Raw genomic sequence first — 24,918 nt, forward strand, 5'->3', positions numbered from 1 at the left:
GTTTTTCGTCTGCAGGTGAGTGCCGACCAACGGTCGGCACCGACCATGATGCCGATCAGTTCGCCTTGTGGATGGCGCGCTTGCTGACCGCCATCGCCGCGTCGTGGATCACTTCCGACAGCGACGGGTGGGCGTGGCAGATGCGGGCCAGGTCATCGGCCGAGCCACTGAACTCCATGGTCAGCACGCCTTCGTGCACCAGCTCGGAGACGTTGGCGCCGACCAGGTGCATGCCGAGGATGCGATCGGTTTCGGCATGGGCCAGGATCTTCACGAAGCCCGCCGGCTCGATCATCGCCACGGCACGGCCGTTGGCGGCGAACGGGAAGCTGCCGGCCTTGTAAGGGATGCCTTCGGCCTTCAGCTGGGCTTCGGTCTTGCCGACCCACGCCAGTTCCGGCTCGGTGTAGATGACCCACGGGATGGTGTCGAAGTTGACGTGGCCCGGCAGGCCGGCGATCAGCTCAGCCACCGCGATGCCTTCCTCGAAGCCCTTGTGCGCCAGCATCGGGCCGCGCACGCAGTCGCCGACCGCCCACACGCCGTTGACGCCGGTGTGGCAGTGCGCGTCGACTTCGATCTGGCCGCGCTCGTTGATCTTGACGCCGGTGCCTTCGGCCAGCAGGCCCTTGGTGGCGGCGCGACGGCCAACGGCCACCAGCAGCTTGTCCACGGTCAGGGTCTTTTCGCCTTCAGCGTCGGTGTAGGTGACGATGACTTCCTTCTTCTTGCCCTTGCCGGTGATCTCGGTCTTGGAAACCTTGGCATTGAGCTTGATGTCCAGGCCCTGCTTCTTGAATTCCTTGGCAGCGGTCTTGGCCACTTCGGCGTCGGCAGCCGCCAGGAACTCCGGCATGGCTTCGAGGATGGTGACTTCCGCGCCCAGGCGCTTCCACACGCTGCCCAGTTCCAGGCCGATGACGCCGGCGCCGATCACCGCCAGGCGGTTCGGCACTTCGGTGAAGTCCAGGCCGCCGACGTTGTCGACGATGGTCTCGCCGTCGAACTTGGCGAACGGCAGCTCGATCGAATCCGAGCCGGCCGCGATGATGACGTTGGTGCCCTTCAGCTCGACGATGGAACCGTCATGCTGGGTGACCTTGACCACGTTGCCCGGCTGCAGTTCGCCAAAACCATAATAGGCAGCGACCTTGTTGGCCTTGAACAGCATGCCGATGCCGCCGGTGAACTGCTTGACGATCTTGTCCTTGCGGCCAACCATCGCCTCGACGTCGATCTTGGCATCCTTGAAGCTGATGCCGTGGTCGCCAAAGATGTGGCCCATGTTCCAGAACTGGCGCGAGGAATCCAGCAGCGCCTTGGACGGGATGCAGCCCACGCGCAGGCAGGTGCCGCCGAGGGCCGGCTTGCCGTCCTTGCCCAGCGCCGCGTCGATGCAGGCGGTCTTCAGGCCCAGCTGGGCCGCGCGGATGGCAGCGTGGTAACCGGCCGGGCCGGCACCGATGACGACGACGTCGAATTGTTCAGCCATTGAATTATTCCTTGATGCATTACCAGAACCCCTCCGCGCAGGCGCGGAGGGGCGGGAGGTGTCTTACAGGCCGAACAGCATGCGGCCCGGGTTTTCCAGCTGGTTCTTGATGTCCACCAGGAACTGCACCGAATCCTTGCCGTCGATGATGCGGTGGTCGTACGACAGCGCCAGGTACATCATCGGCGCGATCACGACCTGGCCGTTCTGGGCGATCGGACGCTCCTTGATGGCGTGCATGCCCAGGATGGCGCTCTGCGGCGGGTTGATGATCGGGGTCGACAGCAGCGAACCGAAGGTGCCGCCGTTGGTCACGGTGAAGGTGCCGCCCTGCAGTTCATCCAGGCCCAGCTTGCCGTCACGCGCCTTCTTGGCGTAGTCGGCGATGGTCTTCTCGATGTCGGCGAACGACATGCGCTCGACATTGCGCAGGACCGGGGTGACCAGGCCCTTTTCGGTCGAGACGGCGATCGAGATGTCCGAGTAGCCGTGGTAGATGATGTCGTCGCCGTCGATCGAGGCGTTGACCAGCGGGAAGCGCTGCAGCGCGTTGGCGGCGGCCTTCACGAAGAAGCTCATGAAGCCCAGCTTGATGCCGTGGGCCTTGACGAACTCGTCCTGCAGTTCCTTGCGCGCCGCCGACACCTTGGACAGGTCGACTTCGTTGAAGGTGGTCAGCATGGCGGTGGAGTTCTTCGACTCCATCAGGCGCTCGGCAATGCGCTTGCGGATGCGGGTCATCGGCACGCGCTCTTCCGGACGTGCACCACCGGCCTTGCCGGCGCCGCCGTTGCGGGCGAAGTTGACGATGTCTTCCTTGGTCACCGCGCCGCGACGGCCGGTGCCGTCGACGTCGGCCGGGTTCACGCCTTCGGTGATGGCGGTGAAGCGGGCGCCCGGCGGCAGCGCATCGGCGGCCGACTTGGCGGCCGGGGCCGGGGCGGCGGCCGGAGCAGCAGCGGCCGGGGCAGCGGCTGCAGCCGGAGCGGCTTCGGCAGCCGGAGCCGGGGCAGCAGCCACGGCGCCTTCCTCGATGATCGCCACGACCTGGCTGGAGGTCACGGTCGAGCCTTCGGCGAACTTGATTTCCTTCAGCACGCCGTCGACCGGCGACGGCACTTCCAGGACGACCTTGTCGGTTTCCAGGTCAAGCAGGTTTTCGTCGCGCTTGACGGCGTCGCCCACCTTCTTGTGCCAGGTGGCGATGGTGCCGTCGGCGACGGATTCGGGCAGTACCGGGGCTTTGACTTCGGTGGCCATTGCGGGAGCTTCCTGGTTTGTCTTCTAAATAGGGGGAGGATTATTCAGCGAACGTGTCGTTGAACGGGTTGACCAGCGCGTCGGCGATCAGCTGCTGCTGTTCGCGGACGTGGTCAGCCATGTGACCGGCAGCCGGCGACGCCGAACGTGCGCGACCGGCGTAGTGCAGGTTCTGGCCGTCGGCCAGGCAGAACTGCAGGTGGTGGCGGATCTGGTACCACGCACCCTGGTTCTGCGGTTCTTCCTGCGTCCACACCACGTCGGTGGCCTTGCCGTACTTCTTCAGCTCGGCAGCCAGCAGCGCACGCGGGAACGGATACAGCTGCTCCACGCGGATGATCGCCACGTCGTCCTGGCCACGCTTGGTCTGGTCTTCCAGCAGGTCGTAGTAGACCTTGCCCGAGCACAGCACCACGCGCTTGACCTTCTTGGCGTCCGCACTGGCGTCGCCGATCAGGTGCTGGAACTCGCCGTTGGCCAGTTCGTCCAGGGTCGACACGGCCAGCTTGTGGCGCAGCAGCGACTTCGGCGACATCACCACCAGCGGCTTGCGGGTGGTCAGGTGCAGCTGGCGGCGCAGCATGTGGAAGGCCTGTGCCGGGGTGGACGGAACCACCACCAGCATGTTCTCCAGTGCACACAGCTGCAGGAAGCGCTCCAGGCGCGCCGAGCTGTGCTCCGGACCTTGCCCTTCATAGCCATGCGGCAGCAGCAGGGTCAGGCCGGAAATGCGGCCCCACTTGGCTTCACCGGCGGCGATGAACTGGTCGATCACCACCTGGGCGCCGTTGGCGAAGTCGCCGAACTGGCCCTCCCAGATGCACAGCGTGTTCGGATCGGTGGTGGAGAAGCCGTACTCGTAGGCCATCACCGCTTCTTCGCTCAGCAGCGAATCGATGACGGTGGCCTTCTCCGGCGAATCCACCAGCTGCCGCAGCGGCATGTAGTAGTTGTCGGTCTTCTGGTCGTGCAGGATCGCGTGGCGGTGGGTGAACGTACCGCGACCGACGTCCTGGCCGACCAGGCGCAGTGCGTGGCCTTCGTCGAGCAGGGTGGCGTAGGCCAGGTTCTCGGCAAAGCCCCAGTCGCCCGGGATCTCGCCGGCGGCCATCTTGCGGCGGTCGTCATAGACCTTGGCCACGCGCGAGTGCAGCTGCACGTCTTCGGGAATGGTGTTGATCAGCTTGGCCAGTTCGACCAGCTTGTTCTTCTCGACCTTGGTCGAGACCGGGTCGGACAGCTTGCCTTCCAGCAGCTTCGGCCAATCGACGAACAGCGGGCTGGTCGGCGGGGTCTTCTCGACCTTGGCCAGCTCGGTGGTCACCTCACCGGCATCGAGCTTCTCGCGGTAGGCATCGACCATCGCCTTGCCGGCACCGGCAGCGATCACGCCTGCCTTTTCCAGCTGCTCGGCGTACATCTCGCGGGTGGTCGGGTGCTTGCGGATCACCTGGTACATCAGCGGCTGGGTGATCGCCGGCTCGTCGGCCTCGTTGTGGCCCCAACGGCGGTAGCACATCAGGTCGATGACCACGTCCTTGGCGAACTTCTGGCGGAACTCGAAGGCCAGCTGCGCGGCGAACACCACCGCTTCCGGATCATCGCCGTTCACGTGCAGCACCGGGGCGGCGATCATCTTCGCCACGTCGGTGGCGTAGCGCGTGGAGCGCGTGTCCAGCGGGTTGGAGGTGGTGAAGCCGACCTGGTTGTTGACCACGATGTGCACGGTGCCGCCGACGGCGAAGCCGCGGGCCTGCGACATCTGGAACAGCTCCATGACCACGCCCTGGCCCGAGAAGGCCGCATCGCCGTGGATCAGGATCGGCATGACCTGCTTGCGTGCGGTGTCCTTGCGGCGCTCCTGGCGCGAACGCACGGAACCGGCCACGACCGGGTCGGCGATTTCCAGGTGCGACGGGTTGAACGCCAGCGCCAGGTGCACCGGGCCGCCGTCGGTAGCCACGTCGGCCGAGAAGCCCATGTGGTACTTCACGTCGCCGGCAGAAGCGTGCTCGTCGTGCTCGAACTTGCCTTCGAACTCGTCGAACAGCTTGCGCGGGTTCTTGCCGAGGGTGTTGACCAGCACGTTCAGGCGGCCGCGGTGGGCCATGCCGATCACCACGTCCTTGACGCCATCCTTGCCGGCGTTGCGGATGATGGTGTCCATCATCGGGATCAGCGAGTCGCCGCCTTCCAGCGAGAAGCGCTTCTGGCCGACGTACTTGGTGTGCAGGTAGCGCTCCAGGCCTTCGGCCGCGGTCAGGCGCTCCAGGGTGCGGCGCTGGGTGTCAGCGTCCAGCTGGTAGTTGCCGCCGGCTGCTTCCAGCTTCTTGTAGATCCACTGGCGCTGCTCGACCTCGGAGATGTGCATGAACTCCGCACCGATCGAGCCGGTGTAGGTCGCCTTCAGGCGTGCCAGCAGGTCGCGCAGCTTCATGCGCGGCTGGCCACCGACGCCGCCGGTGCTGAACTCGCTGTTGAGGTCGGCATCGGACAGGCTGTGGAACGGCAGGCCCAAGTCCGGGGTGTTGACCGGCGCGGCCAGGCCCAGCGGATCGAGACGGGCGTCCAGGTGGCCGCGCGAGCGGTAGGCGGTGATCAGACGACCGACATTGCGTTCACGCTCGTCGCCCGCACCGTTGCCGGTGCCGGCCTTCAGCGCTTCCTTGGCCGCGTCCGCAATGTGGGAGATGACGGCCGAGTGCGGAATGTCGCCTGCTTCGCGGCCCTTGAAGCCGTCGAAGTAGGTCTTCCATTTGGGATCGACACTGTCCGGGGAGACCAGGTACTGCTCGTACAGGTCCTCGACATAGGAGGCGTTGCCGCCGGCGAGCTGCGAAGATTGCGCAAACTGCTTCAGTTGATTGTCCACGATGGAGGGTGTTGATTCGCTTTGTGGGGTATGGCTTCAGAAGGACCCGGCAGGAAGATGAATAGCCCTGCGCGGGCGCGTTCAAACAGCCAAATTGTACCCCCATCCGGACAGGAAGGGGCACCAAAACGGGCATCCCGGGTCCCCCGGTGCCGCTTCCAGACAGGTTGAGTGGGCGGTACCCGCTCAGATGCCGAGCGCACGCAGTTCGCTGCAATCGCGCGAACGGTCCCAGACCCGCTGCAATTGCTGCTCGAACGGCTGCGAACGTGCAGGCAGTGCGACGCCTGCCTCGCCGTCGAGGCGATGACCGATCAGACGAAAGTAGAAGTCGCCGGCGTCGTTGAGCAGGCAGGCCGAGGCCAGCGCACGGTCGACCGGATCGGTGGCCTCGCGGAACTGGATCACACTGGGCAGGCGTTGAGCCAAGGCCAGCAGCGGCGCCCCGGCAGACGCGATGGCGGCGGCGTCGTGCACGATCACCCGCAGCTGCTTGTCGTGGCGGGCGGTGACGAAGCGGCGCAGGGCGGCCTGTACCGGCGGCGCGTCGAGCAGTCCCGGGTCCAGCTGACGGCTGTGCAGCCACACTTGGCGGCGGGCGCGGTGGACGATGGCCGTGGTGATGGCCACCGCCTGCTCGCGGCTGTCGATGGCACTGGCCGCGCCCAACCGGCGGCGCATCTGCTGGTGGCCGATGCCGGCCTCCTCGAATACCTCGCCTTCCGGCAGGAAGCCCTGGCGGGCATAGAAATCGCGGGCGGGCAGCTGGGCGTGCAGGTGCAGCTCGGCCAGGCCGAGCCTGCGCCCGGCATCGACCAGTGCCTCCAGCAGGGCCTCACCGACCCCGTGGCTGCGATGGCTGGCCAACACCGCCATGCGGCCGATGCGGCCGTCCGGGGCCAGCCGACCGGTGCCGACCGGCTGGTTGTCACTGTCCAGCGCCAGCACATGGGCGCTGAGCGGGTCCAGCGCATCGCGTTCCAGTTCGGCGGCGGTGCCCTGTTCCTGCACGAACACGCGTTGGCGCACGTCGTGGATGGCAACGTGGGCGTCGGCGTGGCTGACCTGCTGGACCCGGACCATGGCAGGGCTCAGGCGCGACCGTCGTCGCTGTCGTCTTCGTCGTGATCCTCGAAGTTGACGATGACCTCGATGCCGTCGTCGTGCACGGTCACGGTGTGGACATCGTCGGACACCGCCTCGGCGTCGATCGCGTCGACACGGTCACGGCCTTCGACCACTTCGCCGAGCACCACGGCGTCTTCGCCGTCATCCTCATCTTCAGCGTCATACACCTCGTTCGGATCGATCAGCTGGAACACGCCACCGACCAACAGCTGCTGGACCACCGCGCGGCCCTTGTCGGACAGGCCGCGATAGGCGGCGGCATCGAGCTGCTCGGCGCCGGCCAGGCGCTGCGCGTCCTTCACCGGCAGCGCGAAGTCCTGGCCACTGACGTACAGGCTGGCGCCGCGCTTGGCCCGGCGCCAGGCCAGGCGTGCCCACGGATGACGCTGCAGCAGCAGGCCCGAGGCCAGGGCCTGGACCACTTCCTCCGCTGCCGGTGCGGCCTGGTGAGCCATCACTTCGCCGGCCGCGCGGTAGGTGGTGATGAAACGGCCGAACCAGTCACCCAGCTTGTCCGGATCGTTCATGCGGATGGCGTTGAGCGCGGTGATCACCCGCGCCATCGCCACCGTGTCGATCTCGTTCGGGTCGGCCGGCACCTTCAGGTCGGCATCCTGGTAGCGGATGTTCTCGTCGGCGTCGGCGATCAGGGTGTCCAGGTAGTCGCTGATCAGCTCGGCCGAGGACGGCGCACGCATGCCGAAGGAGAAGGTCAGGCAGGGGTCTTCAGCGACGCCGTGGTGCGGCACGTTCGGCGGCAGGTACAGCATGTCGCCCGGCGCCAGCACCCAGTCGTGGGTCGGCTTGAACACCTTCAGCAGCTTCAGTTCCACGTCCGGGCGGAAGCCCAGCGGCGGCTGCCTGCCCTTGATCGATTCGCTGGCATCGATCTGCCAGCGGCGGTGGCCGTGGGCCTGCAGCAGGAATACGTCGTACTGGTCGACGTGGGCGCCGACCGAGCCGCCGGTGGCGGCGAAGCTGATCATCACGTCATCCATGCGCCAGCGCGGCAGGAAGCTGAAGTGCTCGATCAGGGCGCGCACGTCCGGGTCCCACTTGTCCACGTCCTGTACCAGCAGGGTCCAGTCATGGTCGGGCAGGGCGGGGAACACGTCTTCCTGGAACGGGCCGGTACGCACGCGCCAGCCGTCCTGGGTCTTGTCGTGCTCGATCAGGCGCGCCAGCACGCCTTCTTCGCAGGCCAGCCCGGCCAGGTCTTCCGGCTGCACCGGGGTCTGGAAGTCGGGGAAGGCGTTGCGGATCAGCAGCGGGCGCTTCTGCCAGAAGTCGCGCAGGAAGGTGGCCGGCGCCATGCCCAGCGGCTGGCCGGGGCGGGCGGTGACTTCGATGAGGGGGGCGGAGGACTTGCGGGCGGCCATGGGGGAATCCTTGCAGCGGAAAGCGGGAGGGGCGGCGCAGCGGGCCGCCTGAGATCTCCATTGTCCGCCGTTCGTGGGGATTGCGCACGTGCGCGGGATTGTCGCGGGGTGTCCGGCCAACGGCGGAGCCCCTCGTGGCGGGGTGGGTTCACAAGCAAAAGCCGCGCTTGGCCGGGCGGGTGGGCTGCGCGGGGGACGCTGCAAGTACGTCCCTGTAAGCTTGGCCGCCGCATCCATGCGGCGGACACCCCCGCGCAGCCCACCCGCCCGGCCCCTGGCAGTTTCCTGCGCGGCCCGCCACGGAATGGAAGAAGAAAAGCAAAAGCAACAGCGGGTCGCGCGCTGCGCTTGCTCGTGCCAAAACAAAAGAGGGACGCGGCGAAGCCGCGTCCCTCTTTCAAATTCCGTCCCGACAACCCAATGCTCTTCGATCCGTCACCGGGAATCTGTCAGAGGTGGGGCGGGTTGGGTTCGCGGGGGTGTCCGCGGCATGGATGCCGCGGCCAAGCCCCCAGGGATGGGTTCACGGCGTCCCCCGCGAACCCAACCCGCCCCGCCAAGCGAGGCAATAACCCAGAGCCGCTCTTGACGTTGATGTTGCCGTTGCCTGCCGCAGGCAGCGCCCGCGGCCGCCGCCGCAAAGGAAACCCCTTAGATCTTCTTCGCCAGGGCCTCGGCCAGACCCGTGTAGCTGCCGGGGGTCATCTCCAGCAGGCGCTGCTTCGCATCCGCCGGCAGCTCCAGCCCCTGCACGAACGCACGCATCGACTCGGCGGTGATGCCCTGGCCACGGGTCAGCGCCTTCAGCTGCTCATACGGGTTCGGCAGGCCGTGGCGGCGCATCACCGTCTGCACGGCCTCGGCCAGCACTTCCCAGGCCGCGTCCAGATCGGCGTCCAGGCGCTGTGGGTTCACCTCCAGCTTGCCCAGGCCCTTGGCCAGCGAATCCAGCGCCACCTGGCTGTGGCCGAACGCGGTGCCCAGTGCGCGCAGCACGGTGGAATCGGTCAGGTCACGCTGCCAGCGGCTGATCGGCAGCTTCGCGCTGAAGTGCTCGAACAGCGCGTTGGCGATACCGAAGTTGCCTTCCGCATTCTCGAAATCGATCGGATTGACCTTGTGCGGCATCGTCGACGAGCCGACTTCGCCTTCCTTCAGGCGCTGCTTGAAGTAGCCCAGCGAGATGTAGCCCCAGATGTCGCGGGCCAGGTCGATCAGGATGATGTTGGCGCGGCGCGCGGCATCGCCGATCTCGGCAACATTGTCGTGCGGCTCGATCTGCGTGGTGTACGGGTTGAACACCAGGCCCAGGCCGGTCACGAAGCGCTCGGCGAAGGCCGGCCAGTCCACGTCCGGGTAGCTGGCCACGTGGGCGTTGTAGTTGCCGACCGCGCCGTTGATCTTGCCGGTCAGCTCGACCGCGGCGATCTGCCGGCGCTGGCGCTCCAGGCGGGCGACCACGTTGGCCAGCTCCTTGCCCAGCGTGGTCGGCGAGGCGGTCTGGCCATGGGTGCGCGACAGCATCGGCTGGCCGGCCTGGGCGTGGGCGAGGTTGCGCAGCGTGGTGGCGATGCCGTCCAGGGTCGGCAGCAGCACCTCGCGGCGGGCCTGTTCCAGCATCAGGCCGTAGCTGAGGTTGTTGATGTCTTCGCTGGTGCAGGCGAAATGCACGAATTCCAGCGCCGGAGCCAGCTCGGCGTCGTCCTTCAGCTGTTCCTTGATGAAGTACTCCACCGCCTTGACGTCATGGTTGGTGGTGCGCTCGATCTCCTTCACGCGCGCGGCCTGGGCCGGGCTGAAGCGGGCGGCCAACCCGCGCAGGCGGGCGACGGCGGCGTCGGAGAACGGCGCCAGTTCGACGATGCCCGGTTCGGCGGCCAGCGCCAGCAGCCATTCCACCTCGACCACGATGCGGGCCTTGATCAGGCCGTATTCGGAGAAGATCGGGCGCAGGGCGTCGACCTTGCCGGCGTAGCGGCCATCGAGCGGGGACAGGGCGAGCAGGGCGGAATCGGACATGTCGGCAGGGCTGGGACGAGCGGCGGGGGCCATATTCTACGACGTGCCGGTCAGCTAGTGCCGGCCGCGGGCCGGCAACCACGCCCGGCCCTCGATTCCATGGATTGCCGGCCAGCGGCCGGCACTACCCTTGCGCGCGCAGAACGGCCGTGCAGGTGGAACGATCTGGCCCGCCCTCGTCATCCCATGCTGCGGGCAAGGGAGTATTGTGGCCGCAGCCGCCAGCCCGGGAAGCGACACCCTGCCAGCCGCCGCTTCCCTTTCCCCAACTGAAGTAGTGCGGAGTTGATGCAATGAGCAAAGCTGCAAGCAAGGGTTTCAGAATCGAACACGACAGCATGGGCGAGCTGCAGGTGCCTGCCGATGCCCTGTGGGGCGCGCAGACCCAGCGCGCCGTGCAGAATTTCCCGGTGTCGGGCCAGCGCATGCCGCGCGGTTTCATCCGCGCCCTGGGCCTGGTCAAGGGCGCAGCCGCCGGCGTCAACGCCGAGCTGGGCCACCTGCCGAAGAATGTGGCCAAGGCCATCCAGACCGCTGCTGCCGAAGTGGCCGCCGGCAACTGGGACGCGCAGTTCCCGATCGACGTCTACCAGACGGGTTCGGGCACGTCGTCGAACATGAATGCCAATGAGGTCATCGCCACCCTGGCCAACCGTGCCGGCAAGGCGGGCAAGACCACCGTGCATCCCAATGACCACGTCAACCAGGGGCAGAGCTCCAATGACGTGATTCCGACTGCGCTGCGGGTGTCGGCGGTGCTGGCGACGCACGAGCAGCTGCTGCCGGCGCTGGTGCACCTGCGCAAGACCCTGGACAAGAAGGGCCGCAGCCTGCGCAAGGTGGTCAAGACCGGCCGTACCCACCTGATGGACGCGATGCCGCTCACCTTCGAGCAGGAATTCGGTGCGTGGTCGGCGCAGCTGGCCTCGGCGCAGGAGCGCATCGAAGACAGCCTCAAGCGCGTGCGCCGCCTGCCGCTGGGCGGCACCGCCATCGGGACCGGCATCAATGCCGACCCACGCTTCGGTGCACAGGTGGCCAACGCGCTGAAGCAGCAGACCGGTTTCAAGTTCGACAGCGCCGAGAACAAGTTCGAAGGTCTGGCCGCGCAGGATGATGCAGTGGAACTGTCGGGCCAGCTCAATGCGCTGGCCGTGGCGCTGATCAAGATCGCCAATGACCTGCGCTGGATGAACGCCGGTCCGCTGGCCGGGCTGGGCGAGATCGAACTGCCGGCACTGCAGCCGGGCAGCTCGATCATGCCAGGCAAGGTCAACCCGGTCATTCCGGAAGCCACGGTGATGGCCTGCGCGCAGGTGATCGGCCACCACACCGCGATCACCGTGGCCGGGCAGACCGGCAACTTCCAGCTCAACGTCACCCTGCCGTTGATCGCGGTGAACCTGCTCGATGGCATCGGCCTGCTGGCCAATGTGTCCAGGCTGCTGGCCGACAGCGCGATCGCCGGGCTGAAGGTGCGCGAGGACCGCGTGGCCGAGGCGCTGGCGCGCAACCCGATCCTGGTCACCGCGCTGAACCCGATCATCGGCTACGAGAAGGCAGCGGCGATTGCCAAGCGTGCCTACAAGGAACAGCGCCCGGTGCTGGACGTGGCGCTGGAAGACAGCGGGCTTGACGAGGCCGAGCTGCGTCGCCTGCTGGACCCGACTGCGCTGACTGCTGGTGGCATCCAGGCTGGCGGTGGTGGCGCCGGGGGGTGATCTGCCGGTTGCAGAGTCGAGCCACGCTCGACGGTTGTTCCGGAGTCGGGCATGGTTCGACTCTACGGAAACGAAGAACGCCGCCCTCGGGCGGCGTTTTTCGTCAGCGACGGTCGGCGACGATGTTGCCGAAGGTGTCGGTGTAATCCTTGAACTCGGGGATGCGCTGGATCAGGTCGGCCGGGATCACCTCCATGCCCTCCGGCGGCTGGATCTTCACCGGCTGCATGTTCGGATCGGCCGGTGCGGCCACCAGCGTGTTCTGGCGCAGCACCTGCAGCTTGCCGAACATCGTCTGCAGCATCTGCTTCTGCCCGTCGTCCAGTGGAATCTGAATCTCGTCCACCTTCATCGTGCCGTCGCCGAGGATGATGATGTTCGGTGCCGGCGGGCGGCGCACGGTCACCATGCCTTCGCTGACGGAAATCTTGGGCTTGCCGCGCTCGGCGCGGTGATTGCGGTAATCCTTGTCGCAGCCGACCAGGCCCAGGCAGAGCAGGGCGGCCAGCAGCAGGAACAACTTCTTCATGGCGTTCGGTTCGGGGGCATCCGGGGGGCCCATTGTAAGCCCGCCGACAGTGCCCGACCGGCAACGGAAGGCCGCAGCCGGTCGGGTGCGTCGATTTGTCTCAGTTGGAGAACGTGACCGAGTTGTCCTTGCCGCAGTCGTCCACGTCGCTCTGGTCCATCGTCGCGTAGGGCTTGAATGCCGGCAGCTCGCGCGCCAGTGCCTGCTGGCTGGCCAGCATCGCCGGCAGGCGATCGCAGATGCGCTTGGCCTGGGCCTCGATCTTGGCGGCTTCGGCGTTGATGCGCTTCTCCACCCCTTCGCTGTCGCCGCTGAAGATGCCCTTCAGCGCTTCACCGGCGGCGTTGGCGCCGAGTTTGGCGCCGGCCAGCCCGACATCCATGCCCGCCATCGCAACGGCGACCACGTGACCGCGGTACTCCTGCAGGTGGCGGCGCTGGACGTCGTTGGCGGCGACCTCCTTGCCGGCGATCAGCAGGCGGCCATCCGGCGTGATCTCCGCACGCGGCTGCTTGTCGGCCGAGATCTTGATGTTGCCCTGGGCGATGTCCTTGCGGGCATCGTCCATGGCTTCCTTGACGGTCTGGCCAACGCCGCTGGTGGCTTCGGCGACGCTCTTGCCGACGCTCTTGTCGGGGGCGGAGGACGTGCCACCACAGGCGATCAGCGGCAGGCACAGCAGGGTAGCGGGCAGCAGGCGCAACAGGTTCATGATGTTCCCCTGGACGTGTGTGGAAGAGGATTACTTGCTGCGCGGCAGGGTGACCCGGCCGCTGACGTTGCGGTGTTCGATATCGCCGCTGCCGCTGTGATCGACGGTCAGGCTGCCGCGTACGCCGTCCACCTGGATGTCGCCCGAGCCGTGGCTGCGCACATGCACGTTGCCGCCGATATCGGCCAGATCGATGCCACCGGAGCCGACCACGCCGACTTCGACGCTGCCCTGCACGCGCTTGAACTCGATGTCGCCGGAGCCGACCGTATCCAGGCGTGCGTTGCCACGCACATCGGTGATCTTCAGGTCACCCGAACCGACAGTGCCGGTGATGGCATCGCCGCCGATGTTGCGGACATTGACGTCGCCCGAACCCAGCGACAGCAGATTCAGCGAACTGCCGCCATCGATGGTGAGGTCGCCGGAACCCACTGCAGCGTGGATGCTGCCACGGGTACCGCGGGCCACCGCGTCACCGGAGCCGACGTCCACGCTGAGCGACTGTGCGTTCTCCACGCTGGCGTCACCCGAGCCGACCTTGAACTGCAGCGGCAGGTTGTCCGGCACGCTGCCACGGATATCCAGCCAGGCGTAGCTGTTGCCCAGGCTGATGCCGCTTTGGCGGCCGTCGCGGCGCAGGCTCACCACCAGCTTGTCGCCCACCTTGCGCTGGTCCAGTACCAGCTGGTCCAGCCATTCCTGGCTGGACGCGCAGGCGCGGCCGTCCAGCTGGCCGCCGCCAGCGCTGGCGACCACCTTCAGGTCATGCTGGTTGACCTCGAACACCACCGTCCTGGCACCGGCCACGTCCAGCTTCAGCGCGCGGGCGGCAGTGAACTTGCAGTTCGGAGCATCGGCGGCCAGCGCCGACAACGGCAACAGCAACAACGCAGAACAGGCGAGCAGGGAACGCATGGGTGGTGCCTCCGGGTGGATGGAATCAGATCTCGCCGGCGCGCTTGCGCAGGCGGATGGCGAGGAAGATGAACAGTGCCCCGACGGCCGCACCGATCCACAGCTCCGGCATCGCCAGCGACTTCAGCTGCGAGGCGGGGGACATCAGGCTGACCACCGAATCCAGGTCGCGGCGCGAACCTTCACCTGCGCCGAGGCGGTACAGCAGGTCCATGCCGGGCACGCCGCCCAGCAGCAGGCGGCCGACGATGTTCTGCCAGAACCAGCCGGTGGTCAGGCCGAACAGCGGCATGATCTTGGTGGTGCTGACGATGACGCCGGCAAACAGTGGCAGCATCACCGCCCACAGGAACGGCTTGCTCTTGGCCCAGGCCGAGCACAGCAGCAGCCACCCTGCAGTGGGCAGGGCCCAAAGCGCGTAGACCGGAATCCAGCTCAGGTGGCCAGCGGCCAGGGTCAACGGGCTGGCGGGCCCCCAGATCAGCGCCATCGGGCTGCCACCGTGCATCAGCGCGACGATGCTGATGATCAGCATGAAGCCGAACATGGTGATGATGCCGGCAATCACCGCGATCAGCGGTGCCACGACCAGTGCGCTGATGACCTTGGACAGCACGGTCTGGGTATCCGACAGCGGCAACGACTTCCAGAACAGGATGCTGCGGTCGCGGCGGTCGTCGTACAGGGCGCCGAGGCAATAGAAGAACACCACGAAGGCCAGCACCAGGAACGGCCATGCCGAGCTGAGCACCAGGGTCAGGTCAAGGCCGTTACCGAGGTCGGCAAGGTCCTTGCCGTCGATGTTGCGGGTGAGCAGCGCCAGGTCCAGGCCATTGACGTTCACGCTCTCGCCATCGACATGCAGCGCACCGTTGCGCGCCGCGCGGTTCAGCGCGAACAGGCCGAAGGCGATGCCAACGGTGCTCATCACCAGCGATATCAGGCCGGCGATCAGCGGGGCATACAGGAAACCGCCGCGGTTTTCCCAGTACTCGCGCTTGAGCAGCCAGCGCAGCGTGCCGAGGGGGCTGACGGGATGGTTGACGGCATTCATGCGTAGGTCCCCTTCATGACGGCGACGAACAGGTCGGCCAGGCCCGGGCTGCGGGTCTCGCCAAGGGTGGAAAGCTGGGCGCGCGGTACGCCGTCGAACAGCATCACGGTCTTGCCGAACGCCAGGCTGCGTTCGTCGATCGGCTTCAGGGCGCGCGCGGTCTCCAGCTGGTCGGCGTTGACCAGCAGTTCCGTGTAACGCTGGCCGACCTCGTCCATTTCCGCATCGAGCACGATTCGGCCATCACGGATGAACATGACGTCGCTGAGGATGTGCTCGATCTCTTCCACCTGGTGGGTGGTGACGATGATGGTTTTCTGCTCGTCGAAGTAGTCTTCCAGCAGGCGCTGGTAGAACTCCTTGCGGTACAGGATGTCCAGGCCCAGGGTGGGCTCGTCCAGTACCAGGATGCGGGCATCGATGGCCATCACCAGCGCCAGGTGCAGCTGCACGATCATGCCCTTGGACAGCTCGCGCACGCGCTGCTTCGGCTGCAGCTTGGTGTTGGCCAGGAAGCGCTCGCAGCGGGCGCGGTCGAAGCGCGGATGCACGCCGGCGACGAAATCGATGGCTTCGCGCACCTTCAGCCAGCGCGGCAGCACGGCGACGTCGGCGATGAAGCAGATGTCGTTCATCAGTTCGTCGCGGTGCAGCCGCGGGTCGCGCCCGAGCACGCTCAACTCACCTTCCACCGAGGTGAGGCCAAGAATGGCCTTCAGCGCGGTGGTCTTGCCGGCGCCATTGGGACCGATCAGGCCGACGATGCGCCCGCTCGGAATGCTGAAGCTGGCACTGTCGAGGGCAACGGTGGACTTGTAGGCCTTGCGCAGGCCGCGGGCGGTGATGACCGGTTCGCTTGCGGTGCTATTCATCAGACTTTCCCCTGGGGCAGCAATTCGTCGAGGCTCAGGCCCAGGCGCTGGATGCGCTCCAGCACGGCCGGCCATTCTTCATTGAGGAAGCGCTCGCGCTCGCTGCTGCGCAGCTGCGTGGCGGCCTGCTCGGTCATGAACATGCCCAGCCCGCGGCGCTTTTCGACCAGGCCTTCGTCGGCCAGTTCCTGGTAAGCGCGCGAAACGGTGATGGGGTTCAGTTGGTAATCGGCGGCCACCTGGCGCACCGAAGGCAGGGCATCGCCCGGCTTGAGGATTCCGTCGAGCATCATGGCGATCACGCGCTCCTTCAACTGACGGTAGATGGGAGCGCCGTCGCTCCACTGGATGTCGCTCATATTCAGCTCCGTGGGGTCAGCGGCTGGGCGAACGAGAAATACGGCATGGACAGGGAGCTGTGCAGCCGACGCGGGGGAGGGGGGGGGGAATCGGCGTTCCCGGCCGGTGTAGCGATTGCATCCTGCGCACTGTCGGGCGAGGCGGGGGCGGTGGGCGTGGCCAGCCAGGCCAGCACGATCAGGGTCGAAACAGCAGCGGCCGCGGGTGCGGTGAGGTTGCGACGGATCCGGGCGTTCATGGCTTCCCCCTGTCTCAGGTGACTGGTGTTGTATGCAACTATAACACCGGCACGCCTACGTGCAACCCCTTGCCGTCCCCAACTGATGGCAGGGGTGGTCAAATCGCTGAAATATCCGTTTATCTGATTGATTCGGAAGGGAAATCAGGTTCTGGCGCGGGCCGACCCAGGCCCGCCTTCCATTCAGTGTTGTCCATGCTATGTCATTACTGCGCCGTTGCTGGCGGGTCGTGCAGGAAAGCGCCACGCCGCGCAAAGCCACAGGCGCCCCTTGCAACAAGGGGGAAGGGGGCCCGGTGCTATAGTTCGGCCGACTCCGGCCGCTACCGGCCGGCCCTGTGAATGGCCACCGCGGACTGCTCTCGATGCCCTTGCCGACCGTTATGCCGCGCCGCCTGCGCGGCCTGTCCCTGCTGACCCTGCTGGTAGCCGGCCTGGCCGGTTCCACCCAGGTGCTGGCGGCCGATCTTCTCGACCTCGACTACCGCCCGCTGGCCAGCAAGCAGCAGGTCAACCTGCAGCAGCGCTACCACGGGCAGGTGCTGCTGGTGGTCAATACCGCAAGCAAGTGCGGCTATACCCCTCAGTACGAAGGCCTGGAGGCGCTGCAGAAGCGCTATGCCGGCCGCGGCTTTGCCGTGCTCGGCTTCCCGTCCAACGATTTCAAGGGCCAGGAGCCCGGTGACGAGAAGCAGATCCAGGATTTCTGCACGCTCACCTACGGGGTCAAGTTCCCGATGTTCGAGAAGGTGCACGTGGTCGGTGCGGAGGCGACGCCGCTCTATCAACGGTTGACCGCGGCCACCGGCGTGGCACCGGGCTGGAATTTCCACAAGTACCTGGTCGGCCGCGATGGCAAGGTCATCGCCCAGTTCGCCAGCAAGGTGACGCCGGATGATCCGCAGCTGACTGCGGCCATCGACAAGGCGCTGGCCGCAGCGGCCGCACATTGATATCCGGCACGGATGCCTCGACATCGACGGCATGCGTGCGACAATGCTTCTTTTCGCGCCGACGTCGGCGCCCAGACACTTCCAGGAATGCAGCGAATGAAGATGGGAATGCGCGGCGCCGCGGCGTCGGTTCTGATTCTGGCGATGGGCACTTCAGGTGTCGCTCTGTCGCAACAATCGGCTGCCCCCGCAGCCGCCAAGGAGACCGCAACCTTGAATTCCCCCAAGCAGAAGCTCGGCTACGCCATCGGCCTGGACGTGGCCAAGTCGTTCACCCCGATCGCCGATGAGATCGACGTGGCCGCGCTGCGCACCGCCGTGGAGCGTTCGTTCGAAGGCCTGCAGCCGCAGATCACCCAGGAACAGGCCAAGGCCACCGACGCGGCCCTGCGCCAGGTCGTGATGGCCCGCAGCGGCCAGCAGGTGCCGGGCATGGCGCCGGGTTCGCAGCCGCCGAAGGTCGACCGCGTCAAGGTGTCGCAGATGATCGGTTCCTACTCTGTGGGCCCGTCGCTGGCGCAGCTGAAGGACGACATCGATGTTGCCTCGCTGTTTGACGCGATCAGCACCGGCCTGACCAAGGGCCAGCCGAAGATGACGGAAGCTGACGCGACCGCCACCATCCAGGCCTTCATGGGCAGCAAGCAGGCTGAAATGCAGGCCAAGGCTGCCGCTGCTGCGCAGACCAACCGCGAAGAAGGCAATGCCTTCCTGGCCAAGAACAAGACCCAGCCGGGCGTCGTGACGACGGCCTCGGGCCTGCAGTACCAGGTCATCCGCCCGGGTAGCGGCGAGCGCCCGCTGCCGAGCAGCAAGGTGCGCGTGAACTATGAAGGCAAGCTGCTCAACGGCACCGTGTTCGACAGCTCCTATGGTCGTCAGCCGGCCGAGTTCGGCCTGGACCAGGTGATCAAGGGCTGGACCGAGGGCGTTGCGCTGATGCCGGTCGGTTCGAAGTACCGCTTCTGGATCCCGGGCAATCTGGCTTATGGCGAGAACGGCACGCCGGGTGGCCCGATCGGCCCGAACGCGACTCTGACGTTCGACGTCGAGCTGCTGGGCGTCCTGCCGTAAGCCACCACGGAGCCTGCACGGACATGCGCGTTGCGATTTTCGGTACCGGTTATGTAGGTCTGGTGACCGGTACCTGCCTGGCCGATGTCGGTCATCAGGTGGTCTGCGTCGATATCGACCAGGCCAAGGTGGATGGCCTCAACCAGGGCATCATCCCGATCTATGAGCCCGGCCTGGAGCCGATGGTGAAGGCCAACCACGCCGCGTCGCGGCTGGCATTCACCACCGATGCCGCGTCCGCGATCGCGCATGGCCAGGTGGTGTTCATCGCCGTCGGTACCCCGCCGGACGAGGATGGCAGCGCTGACCTGCAGTACGTACTGGCCGTGGCCCGTACCATTGGCCGGCACATGAGCGTGCCGACCGTGGTGGTCAACAAGTCGACGGTGCCGGTGGGCACCGCCGACAAGGTGCGTGCGGCCATTGCTGAAGAACTTGCCGCGCGTGGCGCGGATATCACCTTTGACGTGGTGTCCAACCCGGAATTCCTGAAGGAAGGCGACGCGGTCGCCGACTGCATGCGCCCGGACCGCATCATCATTGGTGCGACCAGCGAGGAGTCGGTCGCGGTGATGCGTCGTCTGTATGCGCCGTTCAACCGCAACCACGACCGAGTGGTGGAAATGGACGTGCGCTCGGCCGAGCTGACCAAGTACGCGGCGAACGCGATGCTGGCGACCAAGATTTCGTTCATGAACGAAATCGCGAACATCGCCGAGCGCGTCGGTGCCGACGTCGAGCAGGTCCGCCAGGGCATCGGCTCGGACCCGCGCATCGGCTGGCACTTCATCTACCCGGGCGCCGGCTACGGTGGCTCCTGCTTCCCCAAGGACGTGCAGGCGCTGGCCCGCACCGCCCAGCAGCATGGTCTTGAGCCGAAGCTGCTGAACGCGGTGGAAGCGGTCAACGATGCGCAGAAGGGCCACCTGTTCGCCCTCATCCAGCGTCATTACGACAAGGGCGAGGACGAAGGCGTGCGCGGCAGGACCTTTGCCGTGTGGGGCCTGGCCTTCAAGCCGAACACCGACGACATGCGTGAAGCCTCCAGCCGTCGCCTGCTGGCGCAGCTGTGGGAGGGCGGTGCCACGGTGCGTGCCTACGACCCGGAAGCGATGCATGAATCGCAGCGCATCTTCGGCGAGCGCGATGACCTGGTGTTCTGCAGCAGTGCTGATGAGGCCCTCGAAGGGGCCGACGCGCTGGTGGTGGTCACCGAGTGGAAGCAGTTCCGCAGCCCCGACTTCCAGAAGCTGCGCGAGCAGCTGAAGGACGCGGCGGTGTTCGATGGGCGCAATCTGTACGATCCTGCCGAAGTGGAAGCTGCCGGCCTGGCGTACTACGGCATTGGCCGGGGGCGTTCGCTGCATGTCTGACCTGCTGCCGACCGAACGCGAGCAGGCGCTGGAAGCGCGCCTGGTCGAACTGGAAATGCGCGTGTCCTTCCAGGAACAGGCGCTTGCCGAATTGAGCGATGCGCTGGCCGATGCCCGCATGCAGGGCATGCGCAACGCCGACGTGCTGCGTGTGCTGCTGGAGGACCTGGGCAAGGTCCGCAACGCACTGAATTCTTCCGATCCGGCGAGCGAACCACCGCCGCCGCACTACTGATCCGAATCCTATGAGCGATACCCTCCGCGACCAGCTGATGGGCCTGGGCTTCAGGCCCGCGCCCAAGCCCGAGCGCAAGAATGATGGCCCCCGCCGTGATGGCCGCCCGCAGGGCAAGGGTGGCAACGGCAATGGAAAGCCGCAGGGCGCTGGCAAGGGCGAGCACAAGCCCGGCGAGCGTCGCGGGCATGGCCACGGTGGCCCGGGCAGGCCCGGCCAGTCGCGTGGCCCGGGCCAGCAGGGCCCGCGCAAGCCGCGCAGCGCCGAAGAGATGGATCTGGCCAAGGCCTATGCCATCCGTGCGCAGCGTGAGAAGGAAGAGCGCATCGAGACCGAGCGCCTGAAGCAGGAAGAAGCACGCGTGCGCCGCGAGGCGAAGGCCAAGCTGGAAGAACTGCTGAAGGACAAGGGCCTGAACTCCGAGGCGGCTGATATCGCTCGCCACTTCCCGTATGGCGGCAAGATCAAGCGCATCTACGTGACCGCCGAACAGCTGACCGCGCTCAATGCCGGTGAGCTGGGCGTGGTCCAGCTCAATGGCCGTTACCTGCTGGTGACCGCCGAAGTGCTGGCACAGTCCGAAGCGGTGTTTGCCGCATCGGTGGCACTGAAGGTCGACCCGAACGCGCCGGCCGAGGAAGATCCCTACGCAGACCCGCAGTACCAGGTACCGGACGACCTGGTCTGGTAACTGCACCTGCTGCACGATGAAAACGCCGGGCATTGCCCGGCGTTTTCGTTACCGGACGCGCGCAGTGCTGCGGCGTGCACGGATCAACGGCAGGCTCAGCGCGAAGAAGCACAGCAGTGCGCCGACCAGAGCGAATCCGCTACCGGCGAGGAAGGCCGTGCGTCCCTCGTCGATCTTCCACAGTTGGCCGGCGATGAGCGCGCCCAGCACGCCGCCGACACCGGACGAGAAACCGTACAGCAGGCCCTGGCCATGGCCATTGAGGCGTCCGGGGAAGTAGATCGCCAGCATCTGCATCGCCGCGGCGAAGAACGCGGCAAAGCCCAGCGCGTGCGCGGTCTGCGCCAGCAGCATCACCGGCAGGTTTTCCGGGAACAGTGCGGTCACCGCCCAGCGCAGGCAGGAACTGACCAGCGCGATCAGCAGCATCCAGCTGGCGTCATAGCGGCGGAAGAAGCGGCCGATGGTGAAGAACACGCCCACTTCGAACACCACGCCGATGGTCCAGAGCAGGCCGAGCGTGGATGTGCGATAGCCGTGGTGGTCCATGTAGACCGAGAAGAAGGTGTAGTACGGGCCGAACGAGAGCTGCTCCATGAAAGCGGCCAGGAAGAACGCCAGCACCGGCGGGCGGCGCACGATCTGCCAGAAGCCGCTGGCATCGCCGCCGGTCCTGCCGATGTCGCGTGCGTAGTGGTTGCTGAAGGCCGAGGCGACCAGCAGGACGAACAGCGGCAGCATCATCCAGGGCAGCAGCCCGGCGCGGCCGGCGGTGCCGTCACCTTCGATCAGCCAGCCGAACAGGGTGACGATGGCGATGAACCCAAGCGAACCCCAGACCCGGATCAGGCCGTAGCGATGGCTGTCGCTGCCGAGATGGGTGAGGGTGATCGACTCGAACTGCGGCATCACCGCGTTGTAGAAGAAGCAGAACACGATCATCGCCGGATACATCCATGGCTGCGGCAGAGGCAGCAGGAATGCGGCGAAGCTGATCAGGGTCAGTACGCAGCCGATGCGCAACAGTCGGATCGGCCGCGGTGAGGTGGCTGCCAGCGAGGTCCAGGCACTGGGTGCAACCACGCGTGTGGCATACCACAGCCCCATCATCACGCTGATGGCGGTCACGCTCATCCCGCGTGCAGTGAGGAACAGGCTCCAGTACGGAGTGAACGCGCCCAGCGCCGCGTAATAGAACAGGTAGAAGCTGGAAAGACGGGCAACGGGAACGGTCATCGCGGAATGATGAAGCAAAAAGGGGACGGAGGGGATTAAGTCGTTTGAGGCACAAACGACTTAATCCCCTCCGTCCCCTTTTCGGGTCATTCGGGATCGTAGTCGAGGTTGGAGGCCAGCCAGCGCTCGGCCTGGGCGCGCTCCACGCCCTTGCGCCGGGCGTAGTCGGTGACCTGCTCGCGGCTGAGGCGCCCGACCACGAAGTACTGGCTTTGCGGATGGCTGAAGTAGTAGCCCGATACCGCGGCGGTCGGAAGCATCGCAAAGCTCTCGGTCAGTTCCATGCCGGCGTTGGCCTCGGCCCGCAGCAGATCGAACAGGCGCCGCTTCTCGCTGTGCTCGGGGCACGCCGGATAGCCGGGAGCGGGGCGGATGCCACGGTACTGCTCATCGATCAGGGCGTCGTTGTCCAGCGTCTCGGCCTGGTCATAACCCCAGAATTCCGTGCGTACACGCTGATGCAGGCGCTCGGCCAGGGCTTCGGCGAAGCGGTCGGCCAGGGCCTTCAGCAGGATCGCGTTGTAGTCGTCATGCTCGGCTTCGAAGCGCGCCACGTGGGCATCGATGCCGATGCCGGCAGTGACCGCGAACGCGCCGATCCAGTCCTGCCTGCCGCTGTCGGTCGGCGCGATGAAATCGGCCAGGCAGAAATCCGGGCGCTCGGCCGGCTTGTCCACCTGCTGGCGCAGGAAGTGCAGGGTGGTCTCGCCCTGTGGGTGCTGCACGCGCACGTCGTCGCCGACGCTGTTGGCCGGCCACAGGCCGAACACGGCCTTGGCGGTCAGCCACTTCTCGCCGACGATGCGGTCGAGCATCGCGCGGGCATCGCGGTACAGCTCGCTGGCCTGGCTGCCGACGATCTCGTCGGTGAGGATCGCCGGGAACTTGCCGGCAAGCTCCCAGGCCTGGAAGAACGGCGTCCAGTCGATGTACTCGACCAGCTCGGCCAGCGGATAGTCATCGAAGACGTGCAGGCCTGGCTGCTTCGGCGCGGGCGGCGTGTAGTTCCCCCAGTCGCCCTGGAACTTCTGCCCGCGTGCATGTTCCAGCGGCACCAGGCGCTTGGCATCGCCACGATTGCGGTGCCGTGCCCGGATCTCGGCATAGTCGGCCTCGTTGGCGGCAACGAAGGCTTCGCGCAGGTCGCGCGAGATCAGCGACTGGGCCACGCCGACCGCGCGCGAGGCGTCCTTCACCCACACCGTAGGCGCTTTGTAGTGCGGGTCGATCTTCAACGCGGTGTGCGCGCGCGAGGTGGTGGCGCCGCCGATCAGCAGCGGCAGATTGAAACCCTGGCGCTCCATCTCGCGGGCGACGTGGCTCATCTCCTCCAGCGAGGGAGTGATCAGACCGGACAGGCCGATCAGGTCGGCGTTGTGCTCGCGCGCGGCATCGAGGATCTTCTGCGCCGGCACCATCACGCCAAGGTCGACCACCTCGAAGTTGTTGCAGGCCAGGACCACGCCGACGATGTTCTTGCCGATGTCATGCACATCGCCCTTCACCGTGGCCATGATGATCTTGCCGTTGCTCTTGGCAGTGTCGCCGCTGCGCGCCTTCTCCGCCTCGATGTACGGCAGGAGGTAGGCCACGGCCTTCTTCATCACACGCGCGGATTTCACCACCTGCGGCAGGAACATCTTGCCGGCGCCGAACAGGTCACCGACGATGTTCATGCCGTCCATCAGCGGGCCCTCGATCACGTCCAGCGGGCGGCTGGAGGCCTGTCGGGCCAGTTCGGTGTCTTCCTCAACGAAGGCATCCAGGCCGTGCACCAGTGCATGCGCCAGGCGCTGCGCCACCGGCTTGTCGCGCCAGGCCAGGTCTTCGGTCTTCGCCGCACCCTTCCTGCCCTTGTAGCGCTCGGCGATCTCCAGCAGGCGTTCGGTGGCATCGCTGCGGCGGTTGAGGATCACATCCTCCACGCGCTCACGCAGCTCCGGCTCCAGCTCATCGTAGATCGGCATGGCACCGGCATTGACGATGCCCATGTCCATGCCGGCGGCGATGGCGTGGTACAGGAACACCGAATGGATGGCCTGGCGCACCGTTTCGTTGCCGCGGAACGAGAACGAGACGTTGGAGACACCACCGGAGACGTGGCAGTGCGGCAGCGTCTGCTTGATGATGCGGGTGGCTTCGATGAAGTCCACCGCATAGTTGTCATGTTCTTCGATGCCAGTGGCGACGGCGAAGATGTTCGGGTCGAAGATGATGTCCTGCGGCGGGAAGCCGATCTCGTCGACCAGGATGCGGTAGGCGCGGGTACAGATCTCGACCTTGCGCGCACACGTATCGGCCTGCCCGCTTTCATCGAAGGCCATGACCACCGCGGCGGCGCCATAGCGCAGGACCTTGCGCGCGAGTTCGCGGAAAAGCGCCTCGCCTTCCTTCAGCGAGATCGAGTTGACCACGCTCTTGCCCTGCAGGCACTTCAGGCCGGCCTCGATCACGCTCCACTTGGAGGAGTCGACCATCACCGGGATGCGGGCGATGTCCGGCTCGGACATGATCAGGTTGAGGTAGCGGGTCATCGCCGCTTCCGAATCGATCAGGCCCTCGTCCATGTTGACGTCGAGGATCTGCGCGCCGCTTGCCACCTGCTGGCGGGCCACGTCCACCGCTTCTTCGTAGCGGCCTTCCTTGATCAGCTTGCGGAACTGCGCGCTGCCGGTCACGTTGGTGCGTTCGCCGACGTTGATGAACAGCAGGTCCGGGGTGATGACCAGGGGTTCCAGGCCGGACAGGCGGGTAGGGCGGACAGGCGTCATGGCAGGCGTCGGCTCAGCAGCAATAGGGCGG

At 66.3% G+C, this 24,918-nt stretch carries 21 protein-coding genes; 6 read left to right on the forward strand and 15 right to left on the reverse strand.

All coding sequences use genetic code 11. The features are described from left to right. Positions 1–55 precede the first annotated feature (55 nt). The 6 genes from lpdA to purB all read right to left on the reverse strand — a co-directional run bounded on the left by lpdA (position 56) and on the right by purB (position 10,150). Complete coding sequence (lpdA, locus tag AC5P9N_RS20400; RefSeq protein WP_005410273.1) at positions 56–1,492, reverse strand: dihydrolipoyl dehydrogenase; 1,437 nt, start codon at positions 1,490–1,492, stop codon at positions 56–58. 63 nt (positions 1,493–1,555) lie between these two features. Beyond that, a complete protein-coding gene (sucB, locus tag AC5P9N_RS20405; RefSeq protein WP_049472821.1) occupies positions 1,556–2,752 on the reverse strand; it encodes a dihydrolipoyllysine-residue succinyltransferase in 1,197 nt (398 codons plus the stop codon). Between the two features lie 40 nt (positions 2,753–2,792). Continuing rightward, positions 2,793–5,624, reverse strand: a complete 2,832-nt coding sequence (locus AC5P9N_RS20410) for a 2-oxoglutarate dehydrogenase E1 component (RefSeq protein ID WP_005413939.1) — start codon at positions 5,622–5,624, stop codon at positions 2,793–2,795. Positions 5,625–5,810: 186 nt separating this feature from the next. Then, positions 5,811–6,707: a GNAT family N-acetyltransferase gene (locus AC5P9N_RS20415; protein ID WP_043034712.1), complete on the reverse strand. Its 897-nt coding sequence runs from the start codon at positions 6,705–6,707 to the stop codon at positions 5,811–5,813. 8 nt (positions 6,708–6,715) lie between these two features. Then, on the reverse strand, positions 6,716–8,131 hold the full coding sequence (locus AC5P9N_RS20420) for a ribosomal protein uL16 3-hydroxylase (RefSeq protein ID WP_012480783.1): 1,416 nt from the start codon (positions 8,129–8,131) through the stop codon (positions 6,716–6,718). Between the two features lie 651 nt (positions 8,132–8,782). Continuing rightward, positions 8,783–10,150, reverse strand: coding sequence for an adenylosuccinate lyase (gene purB, locus AC5P9N_RS20425; protein WP_024958488.1), 1,368 nt, complete (start codon positions 10,148–10,150; stop codon positions 8,783–8,785). 293 nt (positions 10,151–10,443) lie between these two features. Between purB and AC5P9N_RS20430 the strand changes: the two genes are divergently transcribed. Beyond that, positions 10,444–11,871: a class II fumarate hydratase gene (locus AC5P9N_RS20430; RefSeq protein WP_099484862.1), complete on the forward strand. Its 1,428-nt coding sequence runs from the start codon at positions 10,444–10,446 to the stop codon at positions 11,869–11,871. 103 nt (positions 11,872–11,974) lie between these two features. On the opposite strand, the gene AC5P9N_RS20435 is transcribed toward AC5P9N_RS20430, so the two are convergent. The 7 genes from AC5P9N_RS20435 to AC5P9N_RS20465 form a co-directional block, all read right to left on the reverse strand. After that, entirely contained in the window at positions 11,975–12,400 is a 426-nt protein-coding gene (locus AC5P9N_RS20435) for a hypothetical protein (protein ID WP_033833950.1), read from the reverse strand. A 100-nt stretch (positions 12,401–12,500) separates the two neighbouring features. Further along, complete coding sequence (locus tag AC5P9N_RS20440) at positions 12,501–13,112, reverse strand: YggN family protein (RefSeq protein ID WP_005413931.1); 612 nt, start codon at positions 13,110–13,112, stop codon at positions 12,501–12,503. 30 nt (positions 13,113–13,142) lie between these two features. Further along, a complete protein-coding gene (locus AC5P9N_RS20445) occupies positions 13,143–14,030 on the reverse strand; it encodes a DUF4097 family beta strand repeat-containing protein (protein WP_033833949.1) in 888 nt (295 codons plus the stop codon). A 25-nt stretch (positions 14,031–14,055) separates the two neighbouring features. Further along, positions 14,056–15,084, reverse strand: coding sequence for an ABC-2 transporter permease (locus tag AC5P9N_RS20450; RefSeq protein WP_005410263.1), 1,029 nt, complete (start codon positions 15,082–15,084; stop codon positions 14,056–14,058). Beyond that, positions 15,081–15,956, reverse strand: coding sequence for an ABC transporter ATP-binding protein (locus AC5P9N_RS20455; RefSeq protein ID WP_005410262.1), 876 nt, complete (start codon positions 15,954–15,956; stop codon positions 15,081–15,083). Before AC5P9N_RS20455 ends, AC5P9N_RS20450 begins: the two co-directional genes overlap by 4 nt. After that, positions 15,956–16,315: a GntR family transcriptional regulator gene (locus AC5P9N_RS20460; RefSeq protein WP_005410261.1), complete on the reverse strand. Its 360-nt coding sequence runs from the start codon at positions 16,313–16,315 to the stop codon at positions 15,956–15,958. Before AC5P9N_RS20460 ends, AC5P9N_RS20455 begins: the two co-directional genes overlap by 1 nt. Before the next feature lie 2 nt (positions 16,316–16,317). Beyond that, the gene (locus AC5P9N_RS20465; RefSeq protein ID WP_043034711.1) at positions 16,318–16,554 is read right to left on the reverse strand and encodes a hypothetical protein; all 237 of its coding nucleotides are present in this window, start codon (positions 16,552–16,554) and stop codon (positions 16,318–16,320) included. Positions 16,555–16,919: 365 nt separating this feature from the next. Here AC5P9N_RS20465 and AC5P9N_RS20470 point away from each other — a divergent pair, with 365 nt between their 5' ends. From AC5P9N_RS20470 to AC5P9N_RS20490, 5 genes are all read left to right on the forward strand, one after another. Continuing rightward, entirely contained in the window at positions 16,920–17,507 is a 588-nt protein-coding gene (locus tag AC5P9N_RS20470; protein WP_005410259.1) for a glutathione peroxidase, read from the forward strand. Positions 17,508–17,603: 96 nt separating this feature from the next. Beyond that, positions 17,604–18,581, forward strand: coding sequence for an FKBP-type peptidyl-prolyl cis-trans isomerase (locus AC5P9N_RS20475; RefSeq protein WP_005413927.1), 978 nt, complete (start codon positions 17,604–17,606; stop codon positions 18,579–18,581). A gap of 23 nt (positions 18,582–18,604) precedes the next feature. Continuing rightward, positions 18,605–19,954 (forward strand): UDP-glucose dehydrogenase family protein, encoded by a 1,350-nt coding sequence (locus AC5P9N_RS20480; protein ID WP_005410257.1) that lies wholly within the window; start codon positions 18,605–18,607, stop codon positions 19,952–19,954. After that, complete coding sequence (locus AC5P9N_RS20485; protein ID WP_005410256.1) at positions 19,947–20,189, forward strand: SlyX family protein; 243 nt, start codon at positions 19,947–19,949, stop codon at positions 20,187–20,189. The genes AC5P9N_RS20480 and AC5P9N_RS20485 overlap by 8 nt, the downstream gene beginning before the upstream one ends. A 10-nt stretch (positions 20,190–20,199) precedes the next feature. Further along, on the forward strand, positions 20,200–20,880 hold the full coding sequence (locus AC5P9N_RS20490; protein ID WP_033833947.1) for a DUF2058 domain-containing protein: 681 nt from the start codon (positions 20,200–20,202) through the stop codon (positions 20,878–20,880). A 48-nt stretch (positions 20,881–20,928) separates the two neighbouring features. Here the strand turns inward: AC5P9N_RS20490 and AC5P9N_RS20495 are convergent, their stop codons facing one another. Together AC5P9N_RS20495 and metH are read right to left on the reverse strand one after the other, a co-directional pair. Beyond that, entirely contained in the window at positions 20,929–22,116 is a 1,188-nt protein-coding gene (locus AC5P9N_RS20495) for an MFS transporter (RefSeq protein ID WP_033833946.1), read from the reverse strand. Positions 22,117–22,202: 86 nt separating this feature from the next. Then, on the reverse strand, positions 22,203–24,887 hold the full coding sequence (gene metH, locus AC5P9N_RS20500; RefSeq protein ID WP_164212691.1) for a methionine synthase: 2,685 nt from the start codon (positions 24,885–24,887) through the stop codon (positions 22,203–22,205). Positions 24,888–24,918: the final 31 nt, after the last annotated feature.

The sequence above is a fragment of the Stenotrophomonas sp. YJH_SMC_6 genome, from assembly GCF_059371335.1.

What these genes read in the sequence shown, in the direction of transcription:
- AC5P9N_RS20435 (WP_033833950.1), bottom strand. Translation starts at nt 12,400, where the DNA reads ATGAAGAAGTTGTTCCTGCTGCTGGCCGCCCTGCTCTGCCTGGGCCTG.
- AC5P9N_RS20495 (WP_033833946.1), bottom strand. Translation starts at nt 22,116, where the DNA reads ATGACCGTTCCCGTTGCCCGTCTTTCCAGCTTCTACCTGTTCTATTAC.
- AC5P9N_RS20465 (WP_043034711.1), bottom strand. Translation starts at nt 16,554, where the DNA reads ATGAACGCCCGGATCCGTCGCAACCTCACCGCACCCGCGGCCGCTGCT.
- AC5P9N_RS20470 (WP_005410259.1), top strand. Translation starts at nt 16,920, where the DNA reads ATGCCCTTGCCGACCGTTATGCCGCGCCGCCTGCGCGGCCTGTCCCTG.
- AC5P9N_RS20450 (WP_005410263.1), bottom strand. Translation starts at nt 15,084, where the DNA reads ATGAATGCCGTCAACCATCCCGTCAGCCCCCTCGGCACGCTGCGCTGG.
- AC5P9N_RS20455 (WP_005410262.1), bottom strand. Translation starts at nt 15,956, where the DNA reads ATGAATAGCACCGCAAGCGAACCGGTCATCACCGCCCGCGGCCTGCGC.
- AC5P9N_RS20420 (WP_012480783.1), bottom strand. Translation starts at nt 8,131, where the DNA reads ATGGCCGCCCGCAAGTCCTCCGCCCCCCTCATCGAAGTCACCGCCCGC.
- AC5P9N_RS20440 (WP_005413931.1), bottom strand. Translation starts at nt 13,112, where the DNA reads ATGAACCTGTTGCGCCTGCTGCCCGCTACCCTGCTGTGCCTGCCGCTG.
- sucB (WP_049472821.1), bottom strand. Translation starts at nt 2,752, where the DNA reads ATGGCCACCGAAGTCAAAGCCCCGGTACTGCCCGAATCCGTCGCCGAC.
- AC5P9N_RS20415 (WP_043034712.1), bottom strand. Translation starts at nt 6,707, where the DNA reads ATGGTCCGGGTCCAGCAGGTCAGCCACGCCGACGCCCACGTTGCCATC.
- lpdA (WP_005410273.1), bottom strand. Translation starts at nt 1,492, where the DNA reads ATGGCTGAACAATTCGACGTCGTCGTCATCGGTGCCGGCCCGGCCGGT.
- metH (WP_164212691.1), bottom strand. Translation starts at nt 24,887, where the DNA reads ATGACGCCTGTCCGCCCTACCCGCCTGTCCGGCCTGGAACCCCTGGTC.
- AC5P9N_RS20485 (WP_005410256.1), top strand. Translation starts at nt 19,947, where the DNA reads ATGTCTGACCTGCTGCCGACCGAACGCGAGCAGGCGCTGGAAGCGCGC.
- AC5P9N_RS20480 (WP_005410257.1), top strand. Translation starts at nt 18,605, where the DNA reads ATGCGCGTTGCGATTTTCGGTACCGGTTATGTAGGTCTGGTGACCGGT.
- AC5P9N_RS20475 (WP_005413927.1), top strand. Translation starts at nt 17,604, where the DNA reads ATGAAGATGGGAATGCGCGGCGCCGCGGCGTCGGTTCTGATTCTGGCG.
- purB (WP_024958488.1), bottom strand. Translation starts at nt 10,150, where the DNA reads ATGTCCGATTCCGCCCTGCTCGCCCTGTCCCCGCTCGATGGCCGCTAC.
- AC5P9N_RS20445 (WP_033833949.1), bottom strand. Translation starts at nt 14,030, where the DNA reads ATGCGTTCCCTGCTCGCCTGTTCTGCGTTGTTGCTGTTGCCGTTGTCG.
- AC5P9N_RS20430 (WP_099484862.1), top strand. Translation starts at nt 10,444, where the DNA reads ATGAGCAAAGCTGCAAGCAAGGGTTTCAGAATCGAACACGACAGCATG.
- AC5P9N_RS20490 (WP_033833947.1), top strand. Translation starts at nt 20,200, where the DNA reads ATGAGCGATACCCTCCGCGACCAGCTGATGGGCCTGGGCTTCAGGCCC.
- AC5P9N_RS20460 (WP_005410261.1), bottom strand. Translation starts at nt 16,315, where the DNA reads ATGAGCGACATCCAGTGGAGCGACGGCGCTCCCATCTACCGTCAGTTG.